The sequence below is a fragment of the Pseudoprevotella muciniphila genome (assembly GCF_003265305.2).
Taxonomy (GTDB): Bacteria; Bacteroidota; Bacteroidia; order Bacteroidales; family Bacteroidaceae; genus Alloprevotella; species Alloprevotella muciniphila.
The window spans coordinates 2,169,331-2,182,554 of the sequence record NZ_CP033459.1 but is presented as its reverse complement, the minus strand read 5'-3'; the positions used below and the strand labels follow the sequence as shown (position 1 = coordinate 2,182,554).

Here is a 13,224-nt window from a genome sequence, read left to right as displayed (position 1 = left end):
TTATAGATGCTATAGATATTATAGATGCTATAGAAACTATAGATGCTATAGAAAACTATCAACCATCAACTCTCAACTACTTCTTGACAGGGTCGAAGGTAAGTCCGCAACCGAGTTTCTTAAAGATTTTGCGGTCCACTTCGCTAAGCATCACCGTGGCATGCACCTGACATCCATCGAGCAGTGGCAGTGAGTCGAGCGCCCGCTTGCAGTTGTCATCATGCTGACTGAGCACTGCGAGAGCCACCAGCACTTCGTCGGTATGCAGACGTGGGTTCACGCCATGCAGCATAGACGTCTTCATGCGCTGTATGGGCTCAATCATGTTTTGCGGTATGAGTTTAAGGTTATGGTCTATGCCTGCCAGATGTTTCGTGGCATTCAGGATAAGCGCCGCGCTCGGTCCGAGCAGACTGCTTGTGCCGGAAGTAATAAGTGTGCCATCTGACAGTTCTATGGCTGCCGCGGCTGTCCCTCCTTTTTCTTTTCTTTCGTGTGCCGCCACAGTGCATCTGCGGTAGGCTGTGGTAAGTTTCATCTGCTTCATCAGCAGCAGAATCTTATTGATTTCCCTGTCGTCCTTGCTGCCATCGGTCAGGGAACATAGTGCAGCATAGTACCGGCGTATGATTTCCTGTTTCGATGCTTCGCTGCACACCTCGTCGTCGCTGATGCAGAAGCCCGCCATGTTCACGCCCATGTCCGTCGGCGACTTGTAGGGGCTTTCACCATAGATGCCCTCGAAAATGGCATTCAGCACAGGGAAAATCTCTATGTCACGGTTGTAGTTTACAGTGGTCTTACCATACGCTTCCAGATGGAAGTGGTCAATCATGTTGACATCGTTCAGGTCTGCCGTAGCAGCCTCGTAAGCCACGTTGACGGGGTGTTTCAAGGGGATGTTCCAGATGGGGAACGTCTCGAACTTGGCATACCCTGCCTTCACACCGCGACGGTTCTCATTATAGAGTTGGCTGAGACAAACTGCCATCTTTCCGCTACCGGGACCGGGTGCCGTTACCACAACGAGCGGGCGGGTGGTCTCCACATAGTCGTTCTTGCCAAAGCCCTCGTCTGAATCGATAAGTTCCACATTGGTGGGATAACCCTCTATGAGATAGTGGTAATACACACGCACCAGTCCAAGTCGTTCCAAGCGTTCCCTGAACGACACCGCACTTGCCTGCCCGTTAAAATGCGTGATGACCACACTGCTCACATAAAACCCCCATTCGGTGAAGATGTCACGCAAGCGCAGCACATCCTTGTCGTAGGTGATGCCTAAGTCGCCTCGTATCTTATTCTTCTCAATGTCTTCTGCACTGATGACCATCACAATTTCTGCGTCATCCTTCAGTTGCATCAGCATTCGCATCTTACTGTCGGGCTGGAACCCTGGCAGCACACGGCTGGCATGATAGTCGTCGTAGAGTTTTCCACCAAATTCAAGATAGAGTTTGTCGCCAAACTCACTAATGCGTTCCTTGATGTGTTCAGACTGTATGCGCAGATATTTGTCGTTGTCAAAACCGAGTTTCATGAGAAGAAGATGTATTTAAGTTATTTATTGAACTTCATAAAAAATAAAGGGTCGTCGATATAACCGCCTTTTGGCAGTTCAAACGACCCCCTTTCTTTAATTTCACTGCAAAATTATCTATTCTTCAAAAAACAGAAAAAGAAAAACAAAAAAATGTGCAGCAGAAAAACGCTCCAAAAGAAACTTTCAACAAAACGGCGTTGATATATCTGAAAAAATATATCTATCTTTGCAGCCGATTTCGGTCCCGTAGCTTAGTTGAATAGAGCGTCAGATTCCGGTTCTGAAGGTCAAGGGTTTGAATCCCTTCGGGATCACAAATAAAATTTCCGCATGCAAACTGAAGGCTGGTTGAATGCGGAAATAATTATTATAGCACACCGCTATAGAACTATCCTTTATATATCCCTGATTTGGTCGAACGATAAGATTTTGGTACACAGCAATGCTTTCTCTTCATCGTAAATCGGTTGGCCGCACAGCGTTTCCATATCATAAATGGCTTGTATCAACGATTTTACCGATTCGTTGTCGGGAACAATGAGGAAATTGATGTCTGATATGTCAAAGGGGAGACTCCAACTGTTGATGAAGATGTCGCCGTATTTTTCTCTCCAGTCATCGAACTCCTGTTCAGTCCAGAACCATTTACACCGCTCTGTGGCAGACAGGCGTGCATTTTCCGGTACAATCATTCTCCATTCACATTCATCATAATTGATCTGAACACCTTTCTCATACTCTGAACAATAGGGCTTTATTATGCCTATGGAAGTGGTAACCAACTGATGGTAGTTGTTCGTGTCTAAAAAACTCTTCAACACACCCGGTGCCTCTTCTTTTGACAAAATTGTTTTGTCGCCGGGACTATTGGAAACTGTCAGAACATTTCCCCTGTTATACACGTTACTGCCATATATTTTAAGATAATCTAAAGCCATCTTAAATATAGGAGCCCCTTTTAAATAATAAGTGACCGGTCCTATGGCAAACGAGTAATTTGAAATGAGGTATTCCTTTGACAGCCCAATAGCAAATTCACCATATTTTGAAGTATGCTCAACACTCTGCGCCACAGGTATATCGCAGAAAGAAATCATAGGAATACCAAAACAAAGCCGCTCGTCAAGCCGCTCTTTGCAGTACACAAACCTCAAGCCTTCCTTGAGAATAGATGACAGGATGTCTTCGCTCTTGGTATAATGAAACAATGTGTTTGTGTGGCTGTTCAGTCTGTTACGTCTTAACATACTTCTCGGGCATTTTTACAGGTATTCTACTTAGTTTTGCAAATGTAAGCAAAAAATATGGTTCAGAGGAGTAAGTGAGTCGGTCATAGAGAATAATTATTGCTGTTCGGAAAAAGAATAATAAGGTTACATGATTACAGTTTTTACCACTTTGAATAGCCTGTATATAAAGGGGTTAACACAATCTGATGAAATAATTGCCAATCGGCAGCACCCCACGCGACTACATCGAAATAAATCGAGAGAAAATTCGGAAATACCTGGGCATAAAAAAAGCCAGCTGATTGATATTCAGTTGACTTTAAGGTGGTACCACCAGGAATCGAACCGGGGACACACGGATTTTCAGTCCGTTGCTCTACCAACTGAGCTATGGCACCATTTGTTTTTTTGCGACTGCAAAGATATGTCAAGTTTTTGGAATACGAAAATATTTACGTGATTTTTTTGAAAATTGTTTTCGCATTATGTGTGGTAACGGCTTCTATAGTATTTGCGTCTGTGGCATAGATTTCCGCGAGTTTGCTGATTATGAGCGGTATATAACTGCTCTCATTGCGTTTGCCCCGATGAGGTGTTGGCGCGAGATAAGGCGCATCGGTTTCCAACACTATTCTGGAGAGTGGCACTGTGGTTTTGAGGAATTCTGGCAGCGATGACTTCTTAAATGTGATCACACCACCTATACCGAGCATAAAATTGGGGAAATCCAGCAGTTCCTCCGCCTCCTCCTTTGTCCCTCCGAAGCAATGGAAGATGCCTCCGCAAAGTTCGTCGCGATAAGGCAAGAGTGTGCTGACTATTTCATCTTGCGCGTTTCTGGAGTGGATGACGAGAGGCAACTGAAACTTCACTGCCCATTCCACCTGATGCCGGAACACGTCTATCTGCACGTCTCTCCTGCTGTCGTCCCAATACAGGTCAACACCCACTTCCCCCACCGCTACATAATCGCCACCTGCGAGCAGTTGCTCCATGCGGTTGAGCAGTGGCCACGGGTCTTCGGGTATGTCCGTAGGGTGCAGTCCCATCATGGGATAGCACAGACGTGGATAGTCCCGACACATCCGGAGCATTGGTGCTATGCTTGCTTCGTCGATGTTGGGTAGCAAAATGCATTGTGCCCCCGATAGTACAGCCCGCTCCACCACTTCTTTGCGGTCGGCATCGAATTCCTCTGTGTAGAGGTGTGTATGCGTGTCTATGTAGGACAAGTTAGTTGAGAGTTGAGAGTTATTCGAGGATGATTATTTCTTTCTTTCCATAAGTTCGCTTGCCCATGCCCAGAGGGGTGCTTTCTTGTTTTCCGGCAAAGGCAGTGTTTCGTAGAGGTTTCTTGCGTCATCGTAGTACGCTTCGATGGCATTTTTGCAGATTTCGGGTATGCCTATAGCGTTGTAGATGTCCGTTACAGCCTTTATTTTATCTTCGCTGCCGATGTTTTTGTCGTTGATTAGGCTGAGCAACTGCATGCGCTGTCCTTCGTCGCCTCTGTTGAGTGCTGAGATGAGCAGATAAGTCTTCTTTCCGCAGAGAATGTCGCCTCCTATTTTCTTTCCGAACACAGCGGGGTCACCATACACATCGAGATAGTCGTCCTGAAGTTGGAATGCTATACCGATGCGTTCTGCAAAGGCATAGATGAGTTCACAGTCTTCTTCCGGAGCATTGGCAGCAATGGCTCCCATCTTTGCGGCACACGCCACAAGTACACTCGTCTTTAGCCTTATCATTTCGAGGTATTCGTCCACAGCCACTTCATCACGCTTTTCAAAGTTCATGTCGTACTGCTGTCCCTCTCCCACTTCTATGCAGGATTGTATGAAAACATCTCTTAACTCAGCCCAGCGCTTGCAACGACATTCTGATACATACCTAAGCGCCAGCATGAGCATCACGTCGCCGGAGAGTATGGCTGTGTTCTGATCCCACTTCACGTGTACCGTAGGTCTTCCTCTTCTCATCTCCGCGTTATCCATCACATCGTCGTGGAGAAGTGTGAAGTTGTGGTAGGTTTCTATGCCTATGGCAGCCGGCATGGCGCGCTCTATGTCATCGCTATAGAGGCTGTAGGCTAACAGGAGCAGACGTGGACGGACACGTTTCCCGCCTTCTTCGAGTGCGTATTTTATGGGTTCATAAAGGCCTCTGGGTTGTTTTGGATACTTCAGGGCATCGAGTGCCGCATTGATTTTGCTGATCATGGTTTTTTGCTTTTATGAGGACGTCCTCTTTATTTTGATTTCTGTTCTGCATTTTCCGTGGTTTTCGCCCCTGTTCCCTGTTCCTCCGCCGGGAGGGGTGCCCCTGTGGCTTTTTCCAAGGCTTTGTTTATCTCTTCTCCAGTTACGGGGGGTGCTTCCGTTCCATCGTTTTCGACCACGATTGGATCCTTGCCTGAAGGATCGAACTCGATGGGTAGTATTACATCGCAGCGCGACGGTGTGCCGTTGACCATTCTTGGTCTCCATTTGGGCATTTTCTTCACTATTCTTAGTGCTTCGTTGTCGAGTTGCGGGTTGAGCGACTTGACAATGGTTGCATTCTTGATTGTTCCGTCTGTATCGACATAGAATTTCACCTTTACTTCTCCTCCGATATTATCTCTTATACATTCTATGGGATAGCCCAGGTTTTCGCCAATCCATTTCAACAATGCCTGCCATCCTCCCGGCGGCAACGGCGAAGCAATGACAACGGTGGGTGTCAGCGTGTCGTTTTTGGTAATAGGTGCCGCCTCATCTTGTTGCATAAGGGAATCTTGCGTGATTGCCACGAGTGTGGTTTCACCCACCTTCACTTGCTTGGGCCCTTCCTTCACTACTTCTTCCACCTGATTGGCTACAAATTCCTCCTTAGATATGATTTTGAGATTGGGACCTTGCTCGGGTGGTGCATCGGGACGTGTCTCTGCCGTTTCACGACGACCTTCCTCCACCACCTTCTTTTTCTTCTCTTCTTCCAGGTTGATGGGATTGAGTTTTATCGCCTCTTCTATCTCGCTCATTTTGTGATGTACCACCAATCCTACAATCCCCTTCACGCCGAAGACGACTGCAAGTACGAGAAGAACCGTAACGAACACCACGGCAAGCGAGAACGAAAGCCGCCTGGCATATCTGCTGCGCATAACGTATGCACCATATTCGTGGTTTCTCTCCTTGAATATGATGTCCAGCCAATCTTCGGATGATAATAAATTGGCATTGGTTGCGTTATTTTTATTGAATATTTTGCGCATCTTGCAATGTTCGCTTTTCTTGGACATCGCCACCCTTTTACCTATCTACTATATGCAAATTTAGGTATTATGTGCGACATCTGTGAAAACGCGTTGGCAAAATTAGTTGCAAAATCTAAATTTATGAGTATCTTTGAACACAAAAAATCTTAATAAAATGAAAAAAGGCCTTTGTTCGCTTGTTTTCATGCTTTTTGTGATTGCTGCCAATGCCCAGGAGAGCAGGTCGGCTTACAATTTCCTCAGGGTGCCCTCATCATCGCACGTATCGGCACTCGGTGGTGAGAATATCTCGCTGATAGCAGATGATGCGGCTTCTGCCAGACAGAATCCTGCATTGTATGCGAATGTAAACGACCGCACGCTGGGACTCTCATTCATGACCTATCCTGCCGGCGGCACCCTCTTCGGCGCACAATTCGTGAAGGCTTTCGGCGACCGCCATACGGCAGCATTCACTGCCCATTACATGAACTATGGCTCCGTGGATGAGACTGACGAGAGCGGCATAGCATCGGGAACATTCTCCCCCAAGGACCTCGTGCTCAGTGCGGGATACAGTTACCTCATGGGTGACTATGTGAGCGGTGGTGCACAACTGAAAATGATATCTTCCTCGTATGGCGACTACAGCAGTATGGCGCTTGCAGTGGATTTGGGTTTGAACTATTTCGACGAAGACCACGACCTTTCCCTCTCTCTGGCAGCCCTGAACATAGGCAGGCAAATCAAGATGTTCGACGACCGGCGCGAGCACCTTCCTTTCAACCTGCAAGCCGGTGCCACTATCGGACTGGCTCAGGCTCCCGTCCGTCTGAGCATCACGATGACCGACCTCACCCGCTGGAAGAAGGAAGACTACTTCACCACAGAGGACAAGATAGGATTCGGGAAGATGCTTCTCAACCACTTTGTTGCAGGTGTTGACATCCTGCCGACTAAGCAGACCTATCTCTCGGTGGGTTACAATTTCCGACGCGCATACGAACTCAAGCAGGCAGGTGAGTCGCATTGGGCAGGGTTATCTGTGGGTGGCGGGCTTACATTGAAGGACTTCAAGTTTGGTGTGTCGTTTGCCAAATACAGCCTCAGCGCCAGCAGCCTGATGGTCAACCTGTCCTACAGTTTTCCTGCCTCTAAGAAGAAAAAGAACGCACAGACAACAAAGTCAACTGATACACAAGCCGAGGAAGAGGAATAACTGTTCCTCTGACACTTAAATAACAGACTACATAAAAAACGGAATGAAGAAGATAATCATAGCCATCGACGGTCACAGTTCCTGCGGCAAAAGCACAATGGCAAAAGCACTCGCCAAGGCGATAGGCTACATCTATGTCGATACAGGTGCCATGTATCGTGCCGTTACGCTTTATGCCATCCGCAACGGTATGTTCACGGGCGAATCACCAGATGCCGCACTCCTTGAAAGCAGGATGGACGATATTCACGTCAGTTTCCGCCTCAACAAAGAGACGAACCTGCCCGAGACACTCCTCAACGGCGAATGTGTGGAAAAGGACATTCGTGGCATGGAGGTATCGAGCAAAGTCAGCCCCATCTCTGCCCTACCCTTCGTACGTACAGCCATGACAAGGCAACAGCAGTTGATGGGCGAAAAGAAAGGCATCGTGATGGATGGTCGCGACATTGGCACTGCCGTTTTTCCCAATGCCGAACTAAAAATTTTCGTTACAGCCTCCGCCGAAGTGCGCGCCGGGCGTCGCTTCAAGGAACTGCAGGCGAAAGGCGAAAAGGTGGACTTTGAGGAAGTGCTCAAGAATGTGCGCGAACGCGACTATATCGACAGTCATCGCGAGGTGGCACCTCTGCGCAAGGCAGATGATGCCATACTGCTCGACAACAGCCAGATGACCATAGATGAGCAAAATGCATGGTTGCTGAAACAAGTCAGGAGGATTACAGGCTGAAACTGTCTGAAGAGGGAAAACGACAGATTCTTTATATGGATAGCGACTTGGATAAAGATAAGACACTTGCGGACAACAGACCGCTGAAAGTGGAAATAGACTCTTCAAGCGGTTTCTGCTTCGGTGTGACCACCGCCATCAGCAAGGCGGAGGAGGAACTTTCGCGCGGCAGACTGTACTGTCTTGGCGACATAGTCCACAACAGTGGCGAGGTGGATCGACTGCACGCCAAAGGCCTTGAAACCATCAACCACGACACGTTCCGCAACCTCCATAATGCCAAAGTTTTGCTACGTGCCCACGGAGAGCCGCCAGCCACCTACGACATAGCCAAGCACAACGCCATAGAAATCATTGATGCCACATGCCCTGTGGTGCTGCAACTGCAGAAACGTATCCGGAAGGTGTACGAGTCGAGTCCTCATGCACAAATTGTGATTTATGGTAAACGCGGTCATGCAGAAGTACTGGGCCTCGTAGGACAAACTGCAGGCAAAGCCATTATCGTGGAAAACATAGAAGAAGCCGAGAAAACTCCACTCAACTATAACCATGACATTTACCTCTTCTCGCAGACTACAAAGTCGCTTGACGGTTTTCATAAACTCAAAGAGTTTTTCCTCTCACACATTCAGCCTCCCGCACAGTTCCATGCTTTCGACACCATTTGCCGCCAAGTTGCCAACCGTCAACCTGTGATAGAGCGATTTGCCGAGCGTCACGACGTGGTAATCTTCGTATGCGGAAAAAAAAGCAGTAATGGACATGCGCTCTACGAGGCTTGCCGTCGGAGCAATCCGCGCAGTTATATGGTGGATAGTCCGTCAAGTATCGAACTCGCCTGGTTCAATGAAGTGAGCAGTGTGGGGATATGCGGTGCCACGAGTACCCCGAAATGGCTGATGGAAGCCTGCAGAGACGAGATTTTCCGACTAACGAAAAAGTGATGACGCATGGAGATTGCCAAACGACTCATATTGTTTCTTCTCTTCGTGCTATCAGCGATGATTGCCCGTGCCGAAATGCCCGACAGTACAGGCATTGTGCGCCACACCCACCTTTTCGGCTTAGGCGCGACTAACATTCTCGACACCTACCTTTCACCCTTGGAATACACTGGCGGCAGTTTCGTTACGCTCCACAGCACAGAACGCCGATTACCATGGCGCCGCGGACATTGGGCGATTATGGGCATGTATGGTGGAGATTTTTCATATACCAAGTCGCCCACAGATGACAGCAAATATCTCGATGGCAATGCCCGTGTGGCATTTGCGCTGCACAACAACTGGCGCATTGCTCCGCACCTGCGTCTTGCCGCTGGTCCGTTGGCAGAAATCAGCGGTGGTTTTACGTATAACACCCGCAATGGGAATAATCCCGCACAGGGTCGTTTCGCCTTGCTTCTTGCCGCGAGCGGCCAGGCGGAATACGACTTCAGGGTGAAACGCGCAGTCTGGACTGCACGCGCACAACTGGACATCCCTGTCATTGGCATGATGTTCAGCCCCAACTATGGGCAGTCGTACTACGAGATATTCTCTCTCGGCAACTACGACCACAACATTTGCGCCACAACACCCTTCAATGCACCGTCGGCACGCCTGAGTGCACTACTGGAAATACCAGTACGCAAGTCGCGCCTCACGCTGGGCTACGAAGGAAACATCCGACAGAGCGACGCGAACCACCTCAAACGCCACTTCTGGGGGCACTATTTCGTTATAGGCTGGAGCCGAAAGTTGAAAATCATCAAATAACCGGACATGACGCACCTCCTGAACCGAATTATCCCGCTGATGGTCCTATGCATCGCCACGTTGACATCCTGTGTCACGGAAGATGTGGAGGACAACACCAAACGCGGCAATTTCGAAGCCTTCTGGAAGACCATCGACGAGAGGTATTGCTTCTTCGACTACAAAGCGAAGCAATATGGACTCAACTGGAACGAGGTGCGCGAACGCTACCTGCCTGCCATATCGGAAAACATGACAAACGCCCAACTCTTTGAGGTGCTGAGCAACATGACCTACGAACTGCGCGACGGACATGTCAACCTGACAGCAGCACACAACGTGTCGCGCTATGGCGCATGGTTCGACGACTATCCCATGAACTTTTCCGACTCTTTACTCCGCAAGACTCTCGGGCGTGCAGAGGAATATCGTTCTGCATCGGGCTTGCAATACAAGGTTCTTGACGACAACGTCGGCTATGTGCGTTGCTCATCGTTCAACTACGCTTTTGGCGACGGCAATTTAAGCCAGATGATGAGCCATCTCGCAGCGTGCGATGCCCTCATAGTGGACATACGCTCAAATGGCGGCGGCCTTATTTCTTCCGCTCAGGACCTTGCCTCTCTCTTCTTCAACGAGAAGACCATCGTGGGCTACATGTCGCACAAGACAGGCCCCGGACACAACGACTTCTCCTCGCCCGAAGCCATAGAACTGACACCCTTCAAGGGGTTGCGCTGGCAAAAGCCTGTGGCTGTGCTGGTGAACAGGAGAACATATAGCGCAGCCAACTGCTTTGTGATGTACGTGAAGCCACTGCCCAACGTTACCATCATTGGCGACCGCACGGGTGGCGGTTCGGGCATGCCTCTGTCATCGGAATTACCTAACGGATGGTCGTTGCGTTTCTCAGCCTGCCCGATGTACGACATCGAGATGCACGACACGGAAATGGGAATAGACCCTGACATTAAAGTAGATATCGCCTCAGAGGATTATCAACGGAGCATAGATACCATTCTTGAAACCGCGAGAAAAATCCTCAAAAATGATTCTTGACATTTTACCTAAAACACTGAAAAAAATAATAATACCATGGACAATCATCAAGACCCCGAAAGAAAATCACGCATCCGTAAGCACATCCACCGGCTTTGCATTCATGTGGGGCTGTTTCTTCTGCTACTTGTCATCGCTGGAATTATATTCTACCTAACGAGATAGAACTGCCCCAAGAAGATTTTCACTACAACGCACATTATCCTCAACTACTTCGAGACATGAAGAAGATTTTCCTTTTCCTTGCCCTATGCATGGCATCAGTTGCCCATGCACAGAAAACTGCCGTGGATTACGTCAATCCTTTCATCGGCACGTCAAATTTCGGCACATGTAACCCCGGTGCCGTATTGCCTCACGGCATGATGTCGGTTACACCATTCAATGTAATGGGAAGCAACTTGAACAAATGGGATAAGGACAAACGGTGGTGGTCCACAGCCTATAGCAGCGACAACAGCGTGATGACGGGCTTTTCGCACGTTAACCTCAGCGGCGTGGGCTGTCCGGACCTCTCATCTTTGCTTTTAATGCCAACGACAGGCACTCTGTCGGTGGATTATCATGACTATGGCAGCACCTACTCCAACGCCGTGGCTACACCAGGCTACTACAGCAACATCCTTTCGCGCTACGGCATAAAGACGGAAGTAACAGCCACGCCCCGCACTTCGCGTGCACGCTTCACCTTCCCAAAAGGACAAGGAAATGTCCTGATGAACCTTGGCGAGGGACTTACCAACGAGTCGGGTGCCACTGTGCGCATGGTTAGCGATACGGAAATAGAGGGAGTGAAACTCTTCGGCAATTTTTGCTACAACGTGCCGGATGCCGTGTATCCTATGTATTTCGTAATGAGAGTAAACAAGGCAGCAGACTCCTGTGGCTACTGGAAGAAACAGCGCGAAATGGATGCCGAAGCGGCATGGGACCAACACGCAGGAAGATACAAACTCTACAAGAAATATACGAAAGAAATCTCGGGCGATGACATCGGTGTGTACTACACGTACAACTGTGCTGAAGGCGACCAAGTGGAAGTCAGTATAGGCATATCTTTTGTCAGCATAGATGGTGCAAGGAAAAACCTTGACGCAGAACAGGCAGGAAAGTCGTTCGACGATATCCGCCAGACTGCCCGCAAGGCATGGCAGGACGACCTTTCGAAGATAGAAGTGGAAGGCGGTACAGATGAGCAAAAGACCGTATTCTATACAGGTCTCTACCACCTGTTGCTTCATCCTAACGTTCTGCAAGACGTTGATGGCAGGTATCCCAAGATGGAATCTTCATCTATTGGGAAAACAGACTCCAACCACTACACGGTATTCTCGCTTTGGGACACCTATCGCAACACGCACCCGTTGCTGTGCCTTCTATTCCCCGACCGTCAGCAGGACATGGTGCGCAGCATGGTGGACAAGGCTAAATCGTGGGGATGGATGCCCAAATGGGAACTGTACGGACGCGAAACCAATACCATGGACGGCGACCCCGCGAGCATAGTCATAGCCGATACATGGATGCGCGGCATACGCGATTTCGACATCAATGCTGCATACGCTCTTTGCATGAAATCTGCCACAACCCGCGGCGCAGAAAACTTTCTGCGTCCCGACAACGATATCTATCGGCAAAATGGCTATCTCCCAGTGCTCTCTGAAAACAGTTTTGCAGTGAGTGCTGCGTTGGAATACTATATGGCAGACTATGCCCTGTCGCGACTTGCTACCGATCTCGGAAAGGCGGACGATGCAACCATGCTGCTCAAGCAGTCGGAGGGTTGGAAAAACTATTTTGACAAGGAGACAGGCATGATACGCCCCCGTGTGGGTGACGGCAGTTTCCTCAAGAACTTCAATCCCCTTGCTGGCCAGAATTTCGAGGCAAATCCGGGTTTCCACGAAGGCTGCGCATGGAACTACACGTTCTATGTGCCTTTCGACATCAAAGGACTTGCCCGCTCTATGGGTGGCGACAAGATTTTCGTAGAGAAATTGCAGTCGGTGTTCGACAACAATCTCTACGACCCTGCCAACGAACCGGACATCACCTACCCTTACCTCTTCAGTTATTTCCGTGGCGAGGAGTGGCGCACACAGGAACTCACGCAGGCTCTGCTTGCCAAATACTTCCGCAATGCACCCGACGGGCTGCCGGGAAACGAAGACACCGGTGCCATGTCTGCTTGGGCTATCTATTCCATGATGGGGTTCTATCCCGACTGTCCGGGCGACCCCTCCTATACACTGACAACACCAGTGTTCGACAAAATCACCATCCACCTCGACCGCAATTTCTATAACCTCCCCACCCTTACTATCAACAAGAAAGGCACTGGGAAGAGAATTGCCGGACTGAAGGTTGACGGCAAAAACCATAAGTCGTTCCGCATCTCACACGACGAACTCATAGATGCCGGTACCATTGAGTTTACAACCAAATAATCATTCGCAAACTATAT

Annotated in this window: 12 protein-coding genes and 2 tRNA genes; 8 read left to right on the top strand and 6 right to left on the bottom strand. The window is 49.0% G+C overall.

Annotated features, from left to right (window positions below; translation table 11 throughout):
• Positions 1-76: 76 nt before the first annotated feature.
• On the bottom strand, positions 77-1,540 hold the full coding sequence (locus C7Y71_RS08820; protein WP_111898204.1) for a DUF1846 domain-containing protein: 1,464 nt from the start codon (positions 1,538-1,540) through the stop codon (positions 77-79).
• Positions 1,541-1,783: 243 nt separating this feature from the next.
• Between C7Y71_RS08820 and C7Y71_RS08815 the strand changes: the two genes are divergently transcribed.
• Positions 1,784-1,857 (top strand) — tRNA-Arg (locus C7Y71_RS08815).
• 81 nt (positions 1,858-1,938) lie between these two features.
• On the opposite strand, the gene C7Y71_RS08810 is transcribed toward C7Y71_RS08815, so the two are convergent.
• The 5 genes from C7Y71_RS08810 to C7Y71_RS08790 all read right to left on the bottom strand — a co-directional run bounded on the left by C7Y71_RS08810 (position 1,939) and on the right by C7Y71_RS08790 (position 6,031).
• Positions 1,939-2,790 carry an abortive infection system antitoxin AbiGi family protein gene (locus C7Y71_RS08810; RefSeq protein WP_111898205.1) on the bottom strand — a complete coding sequence of 284 codons (852 nt, stop codon included), beginning with the start codon at positions 2,788-2,790 and terminating at the stop codon, positions 1,939-1,941.
• 307 nt (positions 2,791-3,097) lie between these two features.
• Positions 3,098-3,170 (bottom strand) — tRNA-Phe (locus C7Y71_RS08805).
• 54 nt (positions 3,171-3,224) lie between these two features.
• Positions 3,225-4,004, bottom strand: coding sequence for a TatD family hydrolase (locus C7Y71_RS08800; protein ID WP_111898206.1), 780 nt, complete (start codon positions 4,002-4,004; stop codon positions 3,225-3,227).
• Positions 4,005-4,037: 33 nt separating this feature from the next.
• Entirely contained in the window at positions 4,038-4,994 is a 957-nt protein-coding gene (locus tag C7Y71_RS08795) for a polyprenyl synthetase family protein (RefSeq protein ID WP_111898207.1), read from the bottom strand.
• 29 nt (positions 4,995-5,023) lie between these two features.
• The gene (locus C7Y71_RS08790; RefSeq protein WP_193215891.1) at positions 5,024-6,031 is read right to left on the bottom strand and encodes an energy transducer TonB; all 1,008 of its coding nucleotides are present in this window, start codon (positions 6,029-6,031) and stop codon (positions 5,024-5,026) included.
• 157 nt (positions 6,032-6,188) lie between these two features.
• Between C7Y71_RS08790 and porQ the strand changes: the two genes are divergently transcribed.
• The 7 genes from porQ to C7Y71_RS08760 all read left to right on the top strand — a co-directional run bounded on the left by porQ (position 6,189) and on the right by C7Y71_RS08760 (position 13,207).
• Positions 6,189-7,232 (top strand): type IX secretion system protein PorQ, encoded by a 1,044-nt coding sequence (gene porQ / locus C7Y71_RS08785; RefSeq protein ID WP_146739395.1) that lies wholly within the window; start codon positions 6,189-6,191, stop codon positions 7,230-7,232.
• Positions 7,233-7,275: 43 nt separating this feature from the next.
• Positions 7,276-7,962, top strand: a complete 687-nt coding sequence (gene cmk, locus C7Y71_RS08780; RefSeq protein ID WP_111898209.1) for a (d)CMP kinase — start codon at positions 7,276-7,278, stop codon at positions 7,960-7,962.
• A 35-nt stretch (positions 7,963-7,997) separates the two neighbouring features.
• Positions 7,998-8,909, top strand: a complete 912-nt coding sequence (locus C7Y71_RS08775) for a 4-hydroxy-3-methylbut-2-enyl diphosphate reductase (RefSeq protein WP_111898210.1) — start codon at positions 7,998-8,000, stop codon at positions 8,907-8,909.
• A 6-nt stretch (positions 8,910-8,915) separates the two neighbouring features.
• Positions 8,916-9,722: a DUF3316 domain-containing protein gene (locus C7Y71_RS08770; RefSeq protein ID WP_111898211.1), complete on the top strand. Its 807-nt coding sequence runs from the start codon at positions 8,916-8,918 to the stop codon at positions 9,720-9,722.
• Positions 9,723-9,728: 6 nt separating this feature from the next.
• Entirely contained in the window at positions 9,729-10,760 is a 1,032-nt protein-coding gene (locus C7Y71_RS08765) for a S41 family peptidase (RefSeq protein WP_111898212.1), read from the top strand.
• Positions 10,750-10,917: a hypothetical protein gene (locus tag C7Y71_RS11875; RefSeq protein WP_193215890.1), complete on the top strand. Its 168-nt coding sequence runs from the start codon at positions 10,750-10,752 to the stop codon at positions 10,915-10,917. Before C7Y71_RS08765 ends, C7Y71_RS11875 begins: the two co-directional genes overlap by 11 nt.
• Positions 10,918-10,981: 64 nt before the next feature.
• Positions 10,982-13,207, top strand: a complete 2,226-nt coding sequence (locus C7Y71_RS08760; protein ID WP_111898213.1) for a GH92 family glycosyl hydrolase — start codon at positions 10,982-10,984, stop codon at positions 13,205-13,207.
• The last annotated feature ends 17 nt before the right edge of the window (positions 13,208-13,224 follow it).

What these genes read in the sequence shown, in the direction of transcription:
- C7Y71_RS08775 (WP_111898210.1), top strand. Translation starts at nt 7,998, where the DNA reads ATGGATAGCGACTTGGATAAAGATAAGACACTTGCGGACAACAGACCG.
- C7Y71_RS08790 (WP_193215891.1), bottom strand. Translation starts at nt 6,031, where the DNA reads ATGCGCAAAATATTCAATAAAAATAACGCAACCAATGCCAATTTATTA.
- C7Y71_RS08765 (WP_111898212.1), top strand. Translation starts at nt 9,729, where the DNA reads ATGACGCACCTCCTGAACCGAATTATCCCGCTGATGGTCCTATGCATC.
- C7Y71_RS08770 (WP_111898211.1), top strand. Translation starts at nt 8,916, where the DNA reads ATGGAGATTGCCAAACGACTCATATTGTTTCTTCTCTTCGTGCTATCA.
- C7Y71_RS08760 (WP_111898213.1), top strand. Translation starts at nt 10,982, where the DNA reads ATGAAGAAGATTTTCCTTTTCCTTGCCCTATGCATGGCATCAGTTGCC.
- C7Y71_RS08810 (WP_111898205.1), bottom strand. Translation starts at nt 2,790, where the DNA reads ATGTTAAGACGTAACAGACTGAACAGCCACACAAACACATTGTTTCAT.
- C7Y71_RS11875 (WP_193215890.1), top strand. Translation starts at nt 10,750, where the DNA reads ATGATTCTTGACATTTTACCTAAAACACTGAAAAAAATAATAATACCA.
- cmk (WP_111898209.1), top strand. Translation starts at nt 7,276, where the DNA reads ATGAAGAAGATAATCATAGCCATCGACGGTCACAGTTCCTGCGGCAAA.
- C7Y71_RS08820 (WP_111898204.1), bottom strand. Translation starts at nt 1,540, where the DNA reads ATGAAACTCGGTTTTGACAACGACAAATATCTGCGCATACAGTCTGAA.
- porQ (WP_146739395.1), top strand. Translation starts at nt 6,189, where the DNA reads ATGAAAAAAGGCCTTTGTTCGCTTGTTTTCATGCTTTTTGTGATTGCT.
- C7Y71_RS08795 (WP_111898207.1), bottom strand. Translation starts at nt 4,994, where the DNA reads ATGATCAGCAAAATCAATGCGGCACTCGATGCCCTGAAGTATCCAAAA.